The 18355-nt window shown below is 71.9% G+C and carries 15 protein-coding genes; 6 read left to right on the top strand and 9 right to left on the bottom strand.

Features of this window, described 5'->3' with window-relative positions; translation table 11 throughout:
• Nucleotides 1-61: 61 nt before the first annotated feature.
• Complete coding sequence (locus tag IT780_RS30360; protein WP_199515227.1) at nucleotides 62-1744, top strand: DEAD/DEAH box helicase; 1683 nt, start codon at nucleotides 62-64, stop codon at nucleotides 1742-1744.
• A gap of 49 nt (nucleotides 1745-1793) precedes the next feature.
• Here the strand turns inward: IT780_RS30360 and IT780_RS42245 are convergent, their stop codons facing one another.
• Nucleotides 1794-2729, bottom strand: a complete 936-nt coding sequence (locus IT780_RS42245) for a biliverdin-producing heme oxygenase (protein ID WP_307831462.1) — start codon at nucleotides 2727-2729, stop codon at nucleotides 1794-1796.
• Between the two features lie 86 nt (nucleotides 2730-2815).
• Here IT780_RS42245 and IT780_RS30345 point away from each other — a divergent pair, with 86 nt between their 5' ends.
• On the top strand, nucleotides 2816-3952 hold the full coding sequence (locus tag IT780_RS30345; protein WP_199515226.1) for a class I SAM-dependent methyltransferase: 1137 nt from the start codon (nucleotides 2816-2818) through the stop codon (nucleotides 3950-3952).
• Between the two features lie 13 nt (nucleotides 3953-3965).
• Here the strand turns inward: IT780_RS30345 and IT780_RS30340 are convergent, their stop codons facing one another.
• From IT780_RS30340 to IT780_RS30330, 3 genes are all read right to left on the bottom strand, one after another.
• Nucleotides 3966-5201: a DUF8832 domain-containing protein gene (locus IT780_RS30340; protein WP_199515225.1), complete on the bottom strand. Its 1236-nt coding sequence runs from the start codon at nucleotides 5199-5201 to the stop codon at nucleotides 3966-3968.
• Nucleotides 5194-5406, bottom strand: coding sequence for a heavy-metal-associated domain-containing protein (locus IT780_RS30335; RefSeq protein ID WP_199515224.1), 213 nt, complete (start codon nucleotides 5404-5406; stop codon nucleotides 5194-5196). Before IT780_RS30335 ends, IT780_RS30340 begins: the two co-directional genes overlap by 8 nt.
• Before the next feature lie 143 nt (nucleotides 5407-5549).
• Nucleotides 5550-5852: a metal-sensitive transcriptional regulator gene (locus IT780_RS30330; protein ID WP_233413769.1), complete on the bottom strand. Its 303-nt coding sequence runs from the start codon at nucleotides 5850-5852 to the stop codon at nucleotides 5550-5552.
• A 601-nt stretch (nucleotides 5853-6453) separates the two neighbouring features.
• Here IT780_RS30330 and IT780_RS30325 point away from each other — a divergent pair.
• Complete coding sequence (locus IT780_RS30325; protein WP_199515223.1) at nucleotides 6454-7332, top strand: C40 family peptidase; 879 nt, start codon at nucleotides 6454-6456, stop codon at nucleotides 7330-7332.
• Nucleotides 7333-7543: 211 nt separating this feature from the next.
• Here the strand turns inward: IT780_RS30325 and IT780_RS30320 are convergent, their stop codons facing one another.
• Entirely contained in the window at nucleotides 7544-9700 is a 2157-nt protein-coding gene (locus IT780_RS30320) for a RecQ family ATP-dependent DNA helicase (RefSeq protein ID WP_199515222.1), read from the bottom strand.
• A 125-nt stretch (nucleotides 9701-9825) separates the two neighbouring features.
• Here IT780_RS30320 and IT780_RS30315 point away from each other — a divergent pair, with 125 nt between their 5' ends.
• Nucleotides 9826-10224: a hypothetical protein gene (locus IT780_RS30315; protein ID WP_199515221.1), complete on the top strand. Its 399-nt coding sequence runs from the start codon at nucleotides 9826-9828 to the stop codon at nucleotides 10222-10224.
• Between the two features lie 94 nt (nucleotides 10225-10318).
• Here IT780_RS30315 and IT780_RS30310 read toward each other — a convergent pair whose 3' ends face one another.
• A complete protein-coding gene (locus IT780_RS30310; protein ID WP_199515220.1) occupies nucleotides 10319-11044 on the bottom strand; it encodes an SDR family NAD(P)-dependent oxidoreductase in 726 nt (241 codons plus the stop codon).
• Between the two features lie 172 nt (nucleotides 11045-11216).
• Nucleotides 11217-12437 carry an MFS transporter gene (locus IT780_RS30305; RefSeq protein ID WP_267910182.1) on the bottom strand — a complete coding sequence of 407 codons (1221 nt, stop codon included), beginning with the start codon at nucleotides 12435-12437 and terminating at the stop codon, nucleotides 11217-11219.
• Nucleotides 12438-12756: 319 nt separating this feature from the next.
• Here IT780_RS30305 and IT780_RS30300 point away from each other — a divergent pair, with 319 nt between their 5' ends.
• The gene (locus IT780_RS30300) at nucleotides 12757-14058 is read left to right on the top strand and encodes a TrkH family potassium uptake protein (RefSeq protein WP_199515255.1); all 1302 of its coding nucleotides are present in this window, start codon (nucleotides 12757-12759) and stop codon (nucleotides 14056-14058) included.
• A 107-nt stretch (nucleotides 14059-14165) separates the two neighbouring features.
• Nucleotides 14166-14876: a potassium channel family protein gene (locus IT780_RS30295; RefSeq protein WP_199515218.1), complete on the top strand. Its 711-nt coding sequence runs from the start codon at nucleotides 14166-14168 to the stop codon at nucleotides 14874-14876.
• A 40-nt stretch (nucleotides 14877-14916) separates the two neighbouring features.
• Here the strand turns inward: IT780_RS30295 and IT780_RS30290 are convergent, their stop codons facing one another.
• On the bottom strand, nucleotides 14917-16650 hold the full coding sequence (locus tag IT780_RS30290) for a serine/threonine-protein kinase (protein WP_199515217.1): 1734 nt from the start codon (nucleotides 16648-16650) through the stop codon (nucleotides 14917-14919).
• Nucleotides 16651-16833: 183 nt separating this feature from the next.
• Nucleotides 16834-18345 carry a fused MFS/spermidine synthase gene (locus IT780_RS30285; RefSeq protein WP_199515216.1) on the bottom strand — a complete coding sequence of 504 codons (1512 nt, stop codon included), beginning with the start codon at nucleotides 18343-18345 and terminating at the stop codon, nucleotides 16834-16836.
• Nucleotides 18346-18355 lie beyond the last annotated feature (10 nt).

Genomic DNA, 18355 nt, shown 5'->3' with positions numbered 1-18355 from the left:
CCTATCCAGACCGCGCCCAGGACTTCGACGGGCGCACCACGAGAGGCACCCGCAGAACTCCATGACCGACATCGAACCCACCGAGACAGAACCCGCCCTGGTACCGGTCCTCACCCGCGCCCCCGTCCGCCCCGACAGCCCCACCTTCGCCGAGCTGGGCGTCCGCGCGGAAACCGTGGAGGCGCTGGCCGCTGCCGGCATCACCCGGGCCTTCGCCATCCAGGAGTACGCACTCCCCATCGCGCTGCGCGGCACCGACCTGATCGGCCAGGCGCCCACCGGCACCGGTAAGACCCTCGGCTTCGGTCTGCCCATCCTCGAGCGCATGACCGCCCCGAGCGAGGGCGCCGACGGCAAACCGCAGGCGCTGATCGTCGTACCGACCCGTGAGCTGGGCCTGCAGGTGGCGCGCGACCTCGCCGCCGCCGGCGCCACCCGTGGCGTGCGCGTGCTGCCGATCTACGGCGGCGTGGCGTACGAGCCGCAGGTCGAGGCGCTCAAGAAGGGCGTCGAGATCCTGGTCGGCACCCCCGGCCGCCTGCTCGACCTGGCCAAGCAGAAGCAGCTGAAGCTCACCTCGATCAAGGCCCTGGTGCTCGACGAGGCCGACCGCATGCTCGACCTCGGCTTCCTCGAGGACGTCGAGAAGATCCTCGCCATGCTCCCCGAGCAGCGGCAGACCATGCTGTTCTCGGCGACCATGCCGGACCCGATCGTCGCGCTGTCGCGCCGCTTCCTGCGCCACCCGGTCACCATCCACGCCGGGCACACCACCGAGAGCGGCCCGTCGCCGCTGACCAAGCAGGTCGTCTACCGCACCCACCCGCTGAACAAGCTGGAGATGGTGGCGCGCATCCTGCAGGCCCGCGACCGCGGCCTCACCATGATCTTCACCCGGACCAAGCGCGCGGCCGACCGCGTCGCCGAGGACCTCGACTTCCGCGGCTTCGCGGTGGCCGCCGTCCACGGTGACCTCGGCCAGGGCGCCCGGGAGCGGGCGCTGCGCGCGTTCCGCACGGGAAAGATCGACGTCCTGGTCGCCACCGACGTCGCCGCCCGCGGCCTGGACGTCTCCGGCGTCACCCACGTCCTCAACTACGACTGCCCGGAGGACCCGGACACGTACACGCACCGCATCGGCCGCACCGGCCGGGCGGGCGCGACCGGCGTCGCCGTGACGTTCGTGGACTGGGAGGACATGCCGCGCTGGGTGCTCATCGACAAGTCGATGGGCCTCAACATGCCGCAGCCCCCGGAGACGTACCACACCTCCCCGGCGCTCTACGCCGACCTGGACATCCCGACGGACATCTCCGGCACCCTGCCGACGGCCGAGCGCAACCGCGTCGGCCTGTCCGCGGAGATCGAGGAGGACCTCGGGGGACGCCGCCGCGGCAAGGACAACAGCCGCTCCCGGCCCCGTAGCAGCGGTGGTGGTGCCGGCGGCGGTTCGCGCCGGCGCGGCGGTGACGAGAGCGCGCCGGAGGCAGCCCCGGCCGCGGAGGGCGAGACGTCCGACCGTCCGCGCCGGCAGCGTCGCCGCCGCCAGGTCGACGAGCCCGCCACGGGTACGCCCACAGCGGACGCCCCTGCCGCAGAGGCCGCCGAGTCCTCCTCCACCGAGGGTGGCCGTCCGCGGCGCCGGCGTCGGCGCAGTGGCGGGCGTGGCGCGGCGGAGTCGTCCGGTGAGATGACCGGTGGTTCCGACGCCGGAGTGGGCACGGGATCGGGTTCCGAGGACTGACGACGTACGCGAAAAGGCGTCCCACCCAACGGTGGGGCGCCTTCTTCCGTCAGTGCTCCGGGGTGATGCCCAGGGCGGCGCACGCCTCCCGGTACATGCGGACGGCCTCGCCACGCACCTGCCGGCGTTCGGTGAGCCGCTCCCGGAACGGGATACGGACCGGGACCGCGATGCCGTCCACGGTGGCCTCGAACTCCATGCCGTCAGCGTCCAGCCCGGACACCCGCGCGGCGCTGGCCGTACCGACGCCGCCGAGGCCCCGCACGATCAACACGTTGTCCTCGGCGTGGTCGTCGTTCATGTGCCGGGCGATCTGCGCGACCGCCTCCGGGGTGAGGTCGAAGGCTTCCACCCAGCGCTCCTTGAGGTCGGCGAGAACGGCGATGTTCAGGCGGTACGCCTCCGACACCTCGGCGAGGAGGCTTCCCTCGTCGTCCGGCGAGAGCGCCAGATCGTCGAGCAATGCACGGTACCGGGTGCGGAACGCGGGTGGCGAGACGCCGTCGAAAACGAAGAAGCGGTGCCCGGGACCGTCCAGGCCGTACGCCTTCGCGATCGCCGGACCGAGGTACTGACCGCCGGACAGGTCGCCCAGGTAGCGGGTGTAGTGGTGGGCGATGAAGGCCCACGGCCGGTCGAAAGCGACCTCGCGCAGGCGGGCCCGGTAGCGCTCGGTGGCCGGCAACGGAGCGTACCGATCCTGGCTGGTCAGCACCGCGAGGTCGTCGGTGAGGGCGGGAAGCCGGGTCAGCTCGGGGAACACGAACGGGCCGGCCACCGGATCCGCGGCCATGACGACCGCGGCCTGCTCGAGGGTCTCGTAGATGAACCAGTGCTGGGTGGCGAGGTCCGCGTACGCCGCTCGCGGCAGGCTGCCGGAGGCGAGGCGGTCGAGGAAGCCGCTGCCCTGCGCCTCGTCGTGGTCGGAACGGGTAGCGGAGCGCAGCCGGACGGACAGCCGGGCGCGCGGCTCGGCAGACGTCACGGCAGCACCTCCCTCAGTGTTAGGCGAGGCTAACAAACGCCGAGCGGCGCTCGGGGTGTCGCGGGGGTCCGAGGCAGAATGGTGGGATGCCCCCATCGCTGGAAGCCGTCCTGGCCGAGGTCCGTGAGCTGCTGCTCGACCCGGCGCTCATCCGTGCGGTCGCGGCGGGCCGGCGGCGCGGCGTCACCCCGTCGCTGCAGCGGGCCGAGCTGCGGCCCGTCGAGCTGAAGACCGGCCGGAAGCTGCAGATCGTCACGAACGACGGCTCCCGGCCGTACACGCGCAACGTCGGCGGCGAGGAGGCTGCCGCCGCGGTCGACGCCCTGCTCGCCGAGCCGTTCGGCAACTGGCACGTGGAGACCGCGACGTCGACGGTGCAGGTGCGGGTCACGAAGAAGGGCGACGCCCAGGTTCATCGCGCCGGCGCGAGCATCGCCGCCGCGCCGCCCGCCCAGCACGACCGGGCCAAGCAGTGGCTGCTCGACCCGGGCGACCCGCTGTTCACCGTCATCGGCGGCAACGCCGCGAAACGCCGGCAGGTCGACGCGTTCCTGCGCGCCCTGGCCGCCACCCTGCCCGACGAGCTGCCGTCGCCGCTGCGGGTCGTCGACCTGGGCTGCGGGAACGCGTACCTCACGTTCGCGGCGTACCGGTATCTGGCCGACCGCGCCGCCGACGTCCGGGTCGTGGGGGTCGACGTCCGCGAGGATCAACGCGTACGCAACACCGCCGTCGCCGAGCAGCTGGGCTGCGCCGACGCGGTCCGCTTCGTGGCGGGAACCATCGAGGACGCCCAGGTCGACGAGGCGCCCGACCTGGTGCTGGCCTTGCACGCCTGCGACACGGCGACGGACCAGGCGCTGGCCCGGGCCGTACGGTGGAACGCCCGCTGGGTCCTGGCCGCGCCCTGCTGCCACCACGACATCGCCGCCCAGCTCAAGGGCGGCACGGCGCCGGCGCCGTACGCGGAGGTGACCCGGAACGCGATCCTGCGGGAGCGCTTCGCGGACGTCCTCACCGACTCGCTGCGGTCGTCCCTGCTGCGGCTGAACGGCTACAAGGTCGACGTGGTCGAGTTCGTGGACTCGCAGCACACGCCGCGCAACCTGCTGCTACGGGCCCGCCGCACCGGCGCCGCCCCGACGGACGACCAGCGTTCCGAGTACGAGACGCTGACCGGCCAGTGGGGCGTGACGCCGGCTCTGGAGAAGCTCCTCGCCTGAATCCGTCGGTGGGTCAGCTGACCGTGGCGGTGAACGCTGCGGTGTGGACCTTGCCCGCCACCTGGAAGTCGAAGAACATCCGGTAGCGGCCGGGGCCGGGCGCGGCCAGCCAGAACTTCACGGCACCGTCGACGGGTTGCGGCTCCGGATGCACATGGACGTAGCCGACATCACCCTCACGAAGCACAACCAGGTGACCGTACGCGCCCAGGTACGGCTCGAGCGCCGCCGGTTTGCCGTCGGGTCCCCGTACGGTCATCAGGATCGGCTGCGACGAGCCGGTCTGCGGCGTACCCCCATACTCGACGGTGAAGCCGTCCGCGGTCGCCCGCGTGCCCGGCGCGGGGAGGGTGACCGGGGCGTAATTGCCGACGACCGTAAGGTCGGCACCCAACGTGACGGGCATCTGCTGCCCGCCGACGATCGCGGTGAAGTCGGCGATCGCGCGGTAGCTGCCCGGCTGAGCGAGCACCAGATCGATGCTCCACGTGCCGTCCGGCGCCATGGCGGGGTGAAGGTGCTGGTAGCCGGTGAGGTCCCGCCGGACGACCACCAGGTGGAGCGGCTTGTCGTGCACGACGGCGTACGTGGTCACGGGCGCGCCACCGGCCGCGGTGACCCGGAAGGTCAACGGCTGCTTACGGCCGGCGGGGAAGGTGGTGGTCCCGGGCTGCAGGGTGAGGCCGCTCGCGGTGATGGCCAGGCCGCCGACGGACTGAGCGGCGGTCGCTCCTGCTACCTGCGTCACGGTGCCGTCGGGGTTGTGGAGGTGGGGCGGGGCGCCGGTGTCGTCGTGGGCCGTGGCGCCGCTGCCGGTGCCGGCCCCGTTGGTGCCGGTGCCGGTGCCGTTGGTGCCGGTGCCGGTGCCGTTGGTGCCGGTGCCGGTGCCGTTGGTGCCGGTGCCGGTGCCGGTTGCGTCGTGGGCGTGGGCTTCGGTGGCGGCTTGTGGCGCGGGGGCGGACCGGGTGCGCTCGACCGAATCGTTGAGGCGGCCGATCCCGTAGCCGGCGAAGAGCACCACCACCAGCACCGCGCCGAACGCGGCCAGGCGGAAGGCGGTGCCCTTCTCCTCCGCCGCCTGCCCGCCGGTCCGGGTCTCCTCGCCTGCCGGAGCCCCGTTACCAGCTGACGCCTGCTCGCCGGCTCGGCCATCGGAGTCGGACCCCGGATCGCCGACGGTGCCGGCATCCGGCGCCGGGTGACCCGACCCGGCGCCGTGCGTGGGTGGAAGCTTGTCGGTCTCAGGCATCGGCAAGCTCGTAGCCGGCCTCGTCCACCGCGGCGCGCACGGCATCCTCGGCGAGCGGCTCGGCGCTGGTCACGGTGACCGCGCCGGTCGGAAGGTCGACCTGGACGGCGTCGACGCCGGGCAGCTCGGAGAGTTCGCTGGTCACGGCCTGCACGCAGTGGTTACAGGTCATGCCGGTGACGGTGTACGTGGTGGTGACGGCCATGGCGGGCCTCCTCCTTCAGTCTGGCGTCCCAGGATGGCGTTGCTTCTTCCGGTCGTCCCGCACGCCGGCGAGGCGTGCCGAGCGCTCAGATGAATGTGGCTCGTGGCTGACGGAGCTTGCTCGGGAGTGAGGGCTCCGGCAGGTCAGGAACGGACCAGGCGGGCGATGGCGTCGGACGCTTCCTTCACCTTCGCGGTGGGGTCGCCGGCCCGGGCAGCATCGACGACACAATGCGCAAGATGGTCCTCCAGCAGTCCGACGGCCACCGCGTGCAACGCACTCTTGGCGGCCGAGATCTGCGTGAGAACGTCGATGCAGTACGTGTCCTCGTCCACCATGCGCTGCAGGCCCCGGATCTGCCCCTCGATGCGCCGCAGCCGCCCGAGCAAGGCGGCCTTGTCGCCCGAGTAACCGTGCGGGCCGGGATGTTCTTGGTCGGCGGTCATGCCTCGACTATACCCCCCTCCGGTATTCGAGAGGATCGCCCCTCCTTCGGCTTCGGCTTCGGCTTCGGCTTCGGCTTCGGCTTCGGCTTCGGCTTCGGCTTCGGCTTCGGCTTCGGCTTCGGCTTCGGCTTCGGCTTCGGCTTCGGCTTCGGCTTCGGCTTCGGCTTCGGCTTCGGGGAGCGTGACACTCGTTGCCGCCGCTCGATAGCGTCGCTTTTGATCGTTTTGTCTCGTTAATGGCTTTGTGTCGTTTACCGTGACCACCCGACCCGTCATTGTCGCCCTGATGTCGGCGCTGCTGTTCACGGGCTACGCCACCGTGAGCCCGACCTCCGCAGCCGCCCATCGCGCCTCCCTCCTCGCCGCCGGTGGAGCAGGGGCGTCGAATGCGGTCCCGGCTGGTCTTCCGTCGGCCGTCCTGCGGGAGCTGTTCGGATCCGCCGGCCCGCAGAAGATCACCGAGCCCCAGGCGGTGCGGGGCGCTCGCGCCGCCAGCACCTCCGGGAGTTTGCGAGGCGTTCGCGCCGCCACGCCTTTCCCAGCGTTGCGGCATCCCCGCGCTCACGCGACCTCGGGCTTGCCGATCGCGCGGGACGACCGGATGTCGACGGCCGAGTTGGACAGGCGCATCACCGGCGCCGCGCGCCAGCTCGAGGTGCTCGTCGAGCAGTACAACGACTCCCGCGAGGACCTGCGCACCACCAAGCAGCAGATCTCGCACCTCGGCGGCCGGCTCGGCCCCATGATCCGGGACCTGGAGGAGCGGCAGTCCCTCATGGACGGGCTGATGTCGCACACGTACCAGCGCACGCGTACCGGGCCGACCGTCGCGCTGTTCGCCTCGGACCAGCCGCACGAGTTCGTCGACAAGCTGCTCGTGCTGCACCAGCTCGCCAGCGAGGAACAGCGCGCCGCCGAGGAACTGCGGAAGGCCCGGACGAGGGTGGCCGAAACCCGGGCGGCACTCAACGCGCTCGCGGCCCAGCAGACGCGCCAGCAGACCGAACTCAGCACCCGCAAGGCGACCGTCAAGGGCGAGATCGTCGCGCTCAAACAAATGCGAGCGATCGCGTACGGCGGAGGCTCCCGCTACCCCGACGCCGGCAACATCCCTGTCCCCGAATACGTGCCAGGCCCCGCCGCGGACGTGGTGGCGTTCGCGTTCGACCAGCTCGGCAAGCCGTACCGCTGGGGCTCGGCGGGCCCACGCTCGTACGACTGCTCGGGACTGACCCTGTCCGCCTGGCGTACCGCCGGGGTGAGCCTCCCCCACAACGCGGCCAGCCAGTACGGGTCCGTCGCCCACGTGAGCAGGAACGAGCTGAGGCCGGGCGACCTGGTGTTCTTCTACAGCCCGATCAGCCACGTCGGCATCTACATCGGCGGCGGGCGGATGATCCACGCTCCGGAGTTCGGCGAGAACGTACGGGTAGGTGCCATCGACCAGCAGCCCATCCGAGGGTTCGGCCGCCCGGGCTGACGAAGAGCCCACCGAGCGCACCCGCCCGATCCTGGCGCACCGCCCGGCCCTGGCGCACCGGTCCGTCCCCACGCACCGCCCGGCCCTCGCGCACCGCGCGGCCCTCGCGCACCGGTCCGCCCCCGCGCACTACCCCGCCCTGGCCCACCACCCGGTTCCGGCCCGCCGCGCACCGCGACGCGGCGGTCCGGCCGGCAGGCGGGCGCGTTCGTCATCCCGCCACTGCCAGCGCGAGCGGCAACACCCCCGATGCGCCGGCGCGGCGGAGTGCTCGGCCCGCCAGAGCCATGGTCCAGCCGGAGTCGACCAGGTCGTCGACAAGCAGCACCGGCCCGTCCAGGTCCTGCAGCGCATCGGCGACGGCCGGCGGGACGGTGAAGGCGTCGTGCAGCGCCAGCACCCGCTGGGCACTGTTTCCTCGGTGCCCCCCGGAGCTGGCGCGGGATGACGTCAGGGCGCCCAGCATGGGGAGCCGGCCGACTGCGGCGATACGGGCCGCTGTGCTCTCGACGAGGTCGGGGTGGCTGCGGGAGCCGACGGCTACGACCCCGGCGGGACGTTGCTGCCAGGCGTCATCGCCTCGCGCCCAGGCCTTGAGGACTTCCACGACAGCGGCGGCCAGGTCGTCGGGGAGGTGGGTGTCCGGCGCGTCGGGGCTGACGAGCGCGCGGAGCCTCGTACCCCAGCCTTGGTCCGACAGGCGACCGACCGCCCGGCCCGGCAGAATCTGCTCGGCCGGAGTGATCTTGCCTTTGAGCTCGACGCCCACGGAGGCCATTCCTGTCGGCCAGAGCTTCTTCGGGGAGATGTCGACGCCGGCACGGCCGAGGAACGCCTGGGCGGCGGACAGCGACTCCGGTGACACTTCCGCGTCGAAGAGGGGCTCGGCGCACGTGTCACAGCGACCGCACGGTTGGGCTTCCGGGTCGTCCAGGCAGCGGCGGAGGAACTCCATGCGGCACGTGGTCGTCTCCGCGTACTCGATCATGGTCTTCTGCTCGGCCGTGCGCGCCTCGGCGACGCGGCGCAGGCGTGCGGTGTCGTAGGTCCAGGGTTCGCCGGTGACGATCCAACCGCCACGCATGCGGCGCACCGCGCCGTCGACGTCGAGCACCTTGAGCATCAGCTCCAGCCGGGTGCGCCGCAGGTCGACGATGGGTTCGAGCGCCTGTGTGGACAGCGGGCGATCCGGGGACAGGGCTGCCAGCACCGCGCGCACCTGGTCCTCGGGCGGGAACGCCAGGGAGGCGAAGTAGCGCCAGATCGCGACGTCCTCCTGGCCCGGCAACAGGACGACCTCGGCGTGTTCGACCGCGCGGCCCGCCCGGCCGACCTGCTGGTAGTAGGCGATCGGCGAGGGAGGCGCGCCCAGGTGCACCACGAACCCGAGGTCCGGCTTGTCGAAGCCCATGCCCAGCGCCGACGTGGCCACCAACGCCTTGATCTTGTTGTCGAGCAGGTCCTGCTCGGCGGCGCGGCGGTCGGCGTCCTCGACCTGCCCTGTGTAGGACGCCACGGGGAAGCCACGAGAGCGCAAGAACTCCGCGGTCTCGGTCGCCGCGGCGACGGTGAGCGTGTAGACGATGCCCGAGCCCGGAAGCTTCTCCAGGTGGTCGGCCAGCCAGGCCAGGCGGTGCGCGGGGTGGGGCAGCTCCAGTACGCCGAGGCGCAGTGAATCCCGATCGAGGGTGCCCCGGAGCACCAGGGCGTCGCCGAGCTGGTCGGCGACGTCGGCCGTGACGCGGGCGTTGGCGGTGGCGGTGGTCGCGAGCACCGGCGTGCGCGCGGGAAGCCCCGCCAGGAATGTCCGCAACCGCCGATAGTCGGGGCGGAAGTCATGACCCCAGTCGGACACGCAGTGGGCCTCGTCGACCACGAGCAGCCCGGTGCTGGCCGCGAGCCCGGGCAGCACGTTGTCGCGGAAATCCGGATTGTTGAGCCGCTCGGGGCTGATCAGCAGCACATCGACCCCGCCGCCGCGAATCTCGGCGGTGATCTCATCCCACTCGTCGAGGTTGGCTGAGTTGATGGTGCGGGCGCGGATGCCGGCCCTCGCGGCGGCTTCGACCTGGTTGCGCATGAGCGCGAGCAGCGGCGAAACGATCACCGTCGGGCCGGCCGGCGGATCACCGGGCTCGGCCGTGACGCCGTCGCGCAGAAGAGCGGTGGCCACGAAGTAGACGGCCGACTTTCCCCAGCCCGTACGCTGCACGCACAGCACCCGCCGCCGGTCGATCACGAGCGCCTCGATCGCCCGCCACTGGTCCTCGCGCAGCACGGCGTGCTCGCCGGCCAGCCGCCGCAGCACTTCCTCGGCGCACTCGCGGACGGCCAGCCGCTCGGCCTCGCTGACTGCCTGACTCGTCATCTCCACCACGACCGCATGTCTACCAGCCCGGTCCGACATCGAGCGGGTTATCCACAGGCTGACGGTTATCCACAGGCCTCGCGGATTTCCGGGCAGGCTCCGCCGGTCGGTGGCAGCGTGAAGGCATGTCCAAGACGATCGCCGAAAAGCTTCTGATCAAGCCGAACAGCACGGTCTGGGTCTCACCTCCGGCCCACCTGCCGCTGCTGACCCCGATGCCCGACGGCGTGCGAGAGAGCGCTGAACCGGCGACGGCCGGCGCGGCGATCATCTTCGCCGACGACGCGGCCAGCGCGCGAAAGCTGATGGAGAAGCACGCCGACGCCCTGCGGCTGCCCGCGGCGTTCTGGGTGGCGTACCCGAAAGGCAACAAGGCGGATATCAACCGGGACACGCTCTGGCCGATCATCGCGGACTTCGACATGCGTCCGTGCGGGCAGGTGGCGATCGACGACCGGTGGTCGGCGCTGCGGTTCCGGCCCAACCGGCCGGGTGAGGGACGGTTCACGGGCGGAGCCGGCTAAGCGACGGACCACCGGCGGGAGCGGGCTGAACGACGGACCACCGGCGGAGCGGGCTGAGCGACGGTTCGCGCGGCAGGACCGGACGAATCCGAGTTCAGCGGCCCAGGACAGAGCCGCCGTTGACGTTGATGATCTGGCCGGTGACGAAGGTGCCGCCCGGGCCGACGAGCCAGCGGACGGCCTCGGCGATGTCGTCCGGCTCGCCGGCGCGCTTCACCAGGGTGGCGTTCACGCGCGCCCGGTGGCCCTCGTCGGTCATCCGGCCGACGAAGAACTCGCTGTCGGTGATGTACCCGGGCGAGATCACGTTGGCGGTGATGCCGTCCGGGCCGAACTGGGTGGCGAGGTCGAACACCCAGCCGTGCAGGGCCGCCTTCGCCGCCGAGTAAGGGCCGCCCCCTCCGCGCTGGGCGGCGATGGAGCTGGTCAGGATCACGCGTCCGCCCGGGCGGCGCAGGAGGGGACGGAGGGCCTCGGTCATGAGTACGGCGGTGATGACGTTCGAGTCGAAGGTGGCCCGCCAGCGGTCCTTGAGCCCGGCCAGCGTCGAGTCGTCGCTGGAGACGTACGCGCCGGCGTTGTTGACAAGGACGTCGACCGCGCGGCCGCCGACGGCCTCGACCACGGCGGGGATCTGCTCAGGGTCCGCGCAGTCGGCAGTCACCGTGGTGGCTTGCGGCCCGATCCATTTCGCCGCGTCCGCGAGCACGTCGGGACGGCGTCCGACGATGATGACGTCGTACCCCTCGCCCGCCAGCATGCCGGCCGTTGCCCGGCCGATCCCCGTGCCGCCACCAGTGACAACCGCAAGCCTCGCCATGCCGCCGACTCTAGAACACCCCGACGCGCGGCCGCCGGGGACGGCGGGAAGCCGAGCCGGGACAACGTCGACCGGGCGGCCGCCGGCCCACGACCACGCAGCCGCCGGCTGCGGCACGGGTCGATTCGGCAACGGCCGCCCGGAGAAGACGCCGGGTCGATATGGGTGCTCCCTAACCGGGCACTGGAGCCCGGAAGACCGCCGTCGCGGCCCCGAGCGGGCGCCAGCCCACAACGGCGATGACGGTCATGGCTGCGGCCGCGGTCCAGAACATCGGGACGATCCCGTACGCGTTGGCCACCACGCCCCCGAGGAGCGAGCCGAGAGCCGCGCCGCCGAGGTCGACGAAGGAATAGACGCTGGTCACCCGGCCGTAGAGGGTGGATGGCACCGATCGCTGCCGGAGGGTCCACACCACGTTGCCCCACACCATGGTGTGCACCCCGAACACAACGATCATTGCCGCCGCGAGTGGTGCGGCCGTTGTCGTGGCCAGCGTCGCGTGCAGGGCGACTTCGATCAGCAGTCCCCCTCTGAGGAGTACGGCGGCCGGCAGCGTTCGGAGCAGGCGCGGGGCGATGAGGATGCCTGCCAGGCCACCGACTGCGAAGGCGGTGAGGAGTACGCCGTAGCCGGTCGACCCAAGGCCGAGGCGGTCCTGGGCGTAAAGCACGAAAGTCGCGAAGGCGGCGCAGTAGACGAGGTTGGCGAAGGCCATCGTCACGGCCAGCGTGCGCAGGAGCCGGTGCCCCCACAGCCACCGGAGGCCAGCACGGATCTCCAAGACCATGGAGGGGCGCTCCGAAGGCGCGGGGTCCGAAGGCGCAGTGGAGCGCGAGAGCGACCTGATCCCACCGACCAGCACCGCGGCCCCGGCGAACGCCACCGCCTGGAGTCCGAACGGCGCCGCCGCGGCGATAGCGAACAGCCATCCGCCCAGCGGCTTGGCAGCGAACTGCCCGACCACGGTGAAGGTTCCGCCGAGCCAGGAGTTCGCCGTGGGGAGCCGGGACGGCGGCACGAGGGCTGGGACGAACGCCGCGGCTGCCGTGTCGGCCAGGGTCTCGCAGGTGCCGAGGATGAACAGCACCGCGTAGATCAGCCAGATGGTCGCGGTGCCGGTTGCCACGGAAGCGGCGAGGATCGCCAGCGCCGCCGCCCTGATCAGGTCGACCGTCACCACGAGGAGGCGGCGGTCGAGCCGGTCGGCCCACGCCCCGCTGATCAGGGCGAAGAGCAGCCAGGGGGCCTGCTGGGCGAACGCCGCGCCGGCCACCGCGGCCGGGTCGGCGGTGATGGCGGCGACCAGGAGCGGGCCGGCCGCCATGGCGACGCCGTCCCCGAGGTTGGCGACGGCGCTCGCGGCCCAGAGCCGGCGGAAGTCCGGGCCCAGGCCCGGGCCGGGCCCGGACGGGTGGGTGAGGGAGTGAGATGCGGGGAACGGGGCAAGACGAACGCGCGACGCAAGGCGCGTCAACAGGGCACGCAAAGGAGCTCCTCGAGCGGAGAAGGGCAAATGGCCGTTGAGCCGCCCGGTCCGAGGAGCGAGGCCGTACGAAGTCCTCGCTACCGGGCGAAGACCGATGCCTTGTCGAGTTGCATCACGCACCCTTTCTGTCGGGTAATGAGTCACCCTAGCCAAGGGCCATGTCGGAACGCGGAGGTAATAACGGGTGCGCGATCGCTCGCCGTGGCGGTATCCGGCTCGGGTGGTGCCGTTGGCCTTTCTGGGAGCCATTGCTGTCGGTACGGGGCTGATGATGCTGCCCGCCGCTCGGGCCGAGCCCGGGGGCGCGCCGTTCGTCACTGCGTTGTTCACCGCTGCCAGTGCCGTGTGTGTCACGGGGCTGTCGGTGGTCGACACGCCGTCGTACTGGTCGGGGTTCGGGCTGGTGCTGCTGACCGTGCTGTCGCAGATCGGCGGCTTCGGGATCATGACGTTGGCGACGCTGCTCAGCCTGCTGGTGTCACGGCGGCTGGGTCTGCGAAGCCGGCTGCTCGCCCAGGCGGAGAGCGCGGGACTGCTCGGCGGCAACATCCGGGGCGTGCTGATCCGGGTCGCGCTCGTCATGTTCGTGTCCGAGGCGCTGATCAGCGTGGTGCTCACCGTACGGTTCTGGGTGGCGTACGACTATCCGTTCGGGCGGGCGGTGTGGGAGGCGGTCTTCCACGCCGTTCAGGCCTTCAACAATGCCGGATTCGCCCTGTACCCGGACAGCCTCGTACGGTTCGTCGGGGACTGGTGGATCTGCGTACCGCTGTCACTAGGGGTGCTCGCCGGATCGATCGGGTTCCCGGTGCTCTTCGAGCTCGCGCGGGAATGGCGTACACCTGGATCGTGGTCCACCCACACCCGCCTGACGGTGTGGGGAACGGTGTTGCTCAGCATCACCGGGTTTCTCGTTTTCCTCGCCTTCGAGTGGAGCAATCCGGGGACGCTGGGACCGCTGGGCACCCCAGCCAAGATCCTCGCCGCGTTCACGCAGGACGTCATGACGCGCTCGGGCGGGTTCAACAGCATCGACCTGGGCGAGATGAACACCGAGACGATCGCCGTCACCAACGGGATGATGTTCATCGGCGGCGGCAGCGCGAGCACCGCCGGTGGCATCAAGGTGACCACGTTCTTCCTGCTGGCGTACGTGATCTGGGCCGAGATCCGGGGCGAGCCCGACGTGGTGATCGCGAAGCGGCGCATCGCGGACGAGACGCAGCGGCAGGCGGTCACCGTGGCGCTGCTCGGGGTCGCGCTGGTCGCGGCCGGGACGCTCGGCGTGGTGCTGCTGACCGACGACATTCCGTTCGACCGGGTGCTGTTCGAGGTCACGTCGGCATTCGCCACGGTCGGGCTGAGCACCGGCATCACCGCTTCGCTGCCGGCTTCTGCGCAGGTCGTGCTCGTGATCCTCATGTACGTGGGCCGCGTCGGCACGATCGCCGTCGGCACCGCCATCGCGCTCAACACGCGGCGGCGGCTGTACCGCTATCCGGAAGAGAGGCCGCTCGTTGGCTGAGCACGCGGGAAACGCCGAGCGACACCGAAACAATGACGGGAAGCGGAACGGAACCGCCGAGCGGAACGGAACCGCCGAGCCGAACGGAACCGCCGAGCGGCACGGAAATGGTGAGCGCGTCAGAGACGCAGAAGGGCGGCCCTACGGTGGCTGAGCAGGTGACGACTGACACGGTCGTGGTCGTGGGGCTGGGGCGGTTCGGCGGGGCGGTCGCCGAGTCGCTGGTCAACCTCGGTCACGAAGTGCTCGGCATCGACTCCGATCCGCGGATCGTGCAGGACTGGTCGGACCGGCTCACGCACGTCGTCGAGGCCGACGCCACGGACACGGATGCACTTCGGCAGCTGGGCGTACAGGAATTCTCGCGGGCCGTGGTGGGGATCGGCACCAACCTGGAGACGAGTGTGCTCACCGTGCTCACGCTCGCCGAGATCGGGATCACCGAGATCTGGGCGAAGGCGACCAGCGCCAAGCACGGGCAGATCCTGTCCCGGGTCGGGGCGCGACACGTCATCTTCCCCGAGTCCGAGATGGGCGAGCGGGTCGCGCACCTCATCACCGGGCGGATGCTCGACTACATCGAGCTCGACGACGGCTTCGCCATCGCGAAAGTGCGGGCGCCGCGCGACGCGGTGGGGCGGTCGCTCGCCGACCTCGGGCTGCGATCGAAATGGGGCATCACCGTGGTCGGCACGAAGGTACCGGGCGAGGACTTCACGTACGCGGTCCCGGGGACGGTCATCCCCGACGGCGGCTGCATCCTCATCGTGGCCGGCGAGACGTCCAAGGTGGAGCAGTTCGCCGCGGCAACCGGCTGAGGCTCCGGCCCCCGACGCGGAAGGCCAGGCGGCAAGCGGGTCAGATGTCGACCGAGAAGCCGCCTTTGGACTTCTCAGTAGCTGCGGACGGGGCCGGCTTCGCCCGCTCCTTCTTGCGGCCGCCCGCGGGCGCCGGCGACGAGGACGGTGAAGACGGCGAGGTGGAGGACGACGAGGAGGTAGAGGGCGAGGAGGTGGAGGGCGACTCATCCGTGGACGGGGAGGTCACGGCCCCGAGGACCTCGGTCTGGCACGGGTGGCCGTTGAGCGCGAACGACAACGGCAGTGGGTTGGTCGCTCGGTAGCTGCCCGTCAGCGTCACCGTCATCGAGCGGCCCGGGCGGAGCTTTGCGCCGCTTTTCGGGCGGAGTACCACCTTGCGGCCGCGTTGGGAGAGGCGCTTCGGGGCTTCGGTGAGGCGCTGGCCTCCGGTCAGCGTGAACTCGAGACGCCAGGCCGCCAGCACGTGCTCCCCCGTGTTCACCACGGTCAGTTGGGCCCCGAAGTCCGTACCCGTGTCGCGCTGGACCTGGTAGCGGACCTTGCAGCCGGTGCCGTGCGGGACCACCGACCCCGGCCCGGTGCCCGCCGCCGCGGCCTGCGCCGTCGCGACCTCCTCCGGTTCGCGGGTCGACGACCAGACCAGGCCGACCGCCGCGACCAGCACCAGCGTCGCGACCGCCGCCTGCACGCGGTGCCGGGCGGCGAGGACCGCCTGGCCCAGCCGGCCGCCGGTGAGCAGGTCGCGGGCCAGGACGCCGCCGCGGAAGAGGCCGCCGCCGAGCGGTACGGGGCCGCCGACGCGCAGGGCCCGGGCGAGGCGGAGACCCGTACGCAGGCACAGGCGGCGCCGGGACGACGCGTGGGGGCCGGGGTGCGGTGACGGCCGGAAGCCCACCAGCGCGGGGACCACTCCCCCGGCGGCCACCGGCGGGATGATCGGTTGCAGGCCGACCAGGGCCGCCAGCGTCGTCGCGACCTCGTCCGCACGGGGGCGGAGTTCCGGCTGCTTGGCCAGGCAGCGCAGGCACAGGTCGGCCACCTGCGCGGGCATGCCGGGCAGGTCGGGTACGGGGTCGGGGTCGGCGTACAGGTGCGCGCGCAACGCCTCGGTGGTGCTGCCGGCCGGCCATGGGAGTCGGCCCGTCAGCAGGCGGTACAGCAGCAGGCCGAGGGCGTACACATCGGCGGCGGGAGCGACCGGGCCGCCGCCGAGCCGTTCCGGGGCCAGGTACGCGGGGGTGCCCAGCAGGCTGCCGTCGGGTGCCGCGTCGCGCTGCCCGGTGAGCGCCGAGATGCCGAAGTCGACCACCTTGGCGCCGGCGCCGGTCAGCATCACGTTGGCCGGGGTGACGTCGCGGTGCACGATGCCGCGTGCGTGGGCCGTGGCCAGGGCCGACGCGACCTCCGCGGCGATCGTGACGGCCTCGCGCCACGGGAACGGGCCGTCGCGGCGCAGGCGGGCGGAAACGGGTTCGCCGTCGTTGAGTTCCATCACCACGTACGGCACGTGCCGGTGCTCGCCGAAGTCGAACACCCCGGTGATGTGCGGGTGGCACAGCCGCGCCGCGGCGAGCGCCTCCTGGCGCAGCCGGATACGGGACAACGGCTCGGCGGCGAGGTGGGCGGAGAGCAGCTTGACGGCCACCGGCCGGCCGAGGACCTCGTCGTGGCCGCGCCAGACGATCGACATGCCGCCGGTGCCGAGCCGTTCGATCAGGCGGTAGCGGCCACCGACGTTCCCGTGCTCGCCGCCCGTCGCCCGCCACCCCATGTGCCGATTGTGGCCCGAGGGGCGGGGCGGTCACCGGCGTCTGCCAAAACCGGCCGGGGTCGCCGAGGTGGTCTGACCGACGGCGCGCGATTTGCCCGATTTGCACCGGACGGCAGCCGTCGACAGAGACGCAAGAAGGAGAACGGACCGGCAAGAAGAAGAACGGACCGGCGAGAAGAAGGATCAGCCGGCGAGCAATTGATCCACCGGCGCGTAATCGTCGGTCAGTACCCGCGCGCCACCCACGAACTCCTCCAGCCCCGCTCCGGACACCAGTTCCACCGGCTCGTCGACCAGGTCCAGGTGGCTGCGGATCTCGTCCAGCGGCAGCGGCCCCCGGGACGCCACGATGACGAAGTTCGCGCCGATCCTGCCGTCCAGCGCGTCCCGGGGGGCGATCAGCGCCACGTGCGGGAACACGTCCGCCACCGTGGCCAGTTCGGCGCGGATGAACCGGTCGGGCGGGTAGTCGATGACGTTCTGGGCGTACATGCCGCCGGGGCGCAGGACGCGGGCGATGTCGGCGGCCATCTCGCGGGTGGCGAGGTGCCACGGGACCACGAGGTGGCCGAACGCGTCACCCACCACCAGGTCGTACGCGCCGCTGGGCTGCTCGGCGAGGCCCACGCGCGCGTCGCCGACGCGTACCCCCAGGTCCGGGCCGGTGGTCAGACCCAGCTCGCGCCGGTCGAGGTCGACCAGGCCGCCGTCGAGCTCGAGAACGAGCTGCTTGCTGCCGGGCCGGGTGTGTGCGACGTACGTCGGTACGGTGAAGCCGCCGCCGCCCAGGTGCAGGGCGTCGATCGGGGCGCCGCCGGTTTTCTGGATGTCGACGAGGGCGCCGAGCCACTGCACGTACGCGAACTCGAGGTGTGTGGGGTCGTTCAGGTCGACGTACGAGTGCCGCGCCGAGTTGAGGATCAGCGTCCGCCCGCCCGGCACCCGGGGGTCGGCGTCGACGCGGGCGCAGTGGTACGCGGTCTCCACGTCGCACGGCGTCGGCGCGGAGGCGCCCAGCCCGGAGCCGACGAGCCCGACCGTGACGAGCACCGCCCGGGTACGCGGCTTGCCCGGCACCGCGAGCGCGGGGTCGCGCCGGCGCAGCCACCAGCCCAGCCCGAGCCCGGCGACGGCGAGCAGCCCGGCGAGCGTGAGGATGATCCAGCTGCTGGGCATCGCGGCGACGAAGATGAAGCCGGTGCCGAGCGTCGCTGTGATCGCGCCGAGCGTGCCGAAGCTGGACAGCCGGCCGACCACCTCCCCGGTCCGCCGCAGGTCGCCGAGCTGCAGTTTCACCGTCAGCGGCGTGATCGCGGCGAGCAGGAACGCGGGCAGGAAAACGGCCATCGCGGCGAGCAGCAGGACGGCCGGGGCCGCTCCGCCGCGCAGGAGCTCGCCGCCCCAGCGGACCAGGGGCAGGGTGAGCGCCGTGGTGATCGCGCCGAGCAGCAGGGCGGGGGCGAGCAGGATCCTCGGGTCGTACCGGTCGGCGAGGCGGCCGCCGAGCCAGGTGCCGTACGCGATGGCCGCCAGCGAGATGCCGATGACCGAGCTGCTCACCTGCAGGGTCACGCCGACGTACGGCCCGACGAGGCGCAGCGCGACGATCTCCAGGACCAGCACGGCCCCGCTGGCGAAGAAGACGAGCGCGGTGGCCAGGCCGGACGGCAGTGCGCGCGGGGCAGCGGGTTCCATCGGCGGAATG

This window comes from Nucisporomicrobium flavum, assembly GCF_016464385.1.
Lineage (GTDB): Bacteria > Actinomycetota > Actinomycetes > Mycobacteriales > Micromonosporaceae > Actinoplanes > Actinoplanes flavus_A.
This window is presented reverse-complemented; position numbering and strand designations above follow the sequence as displayed.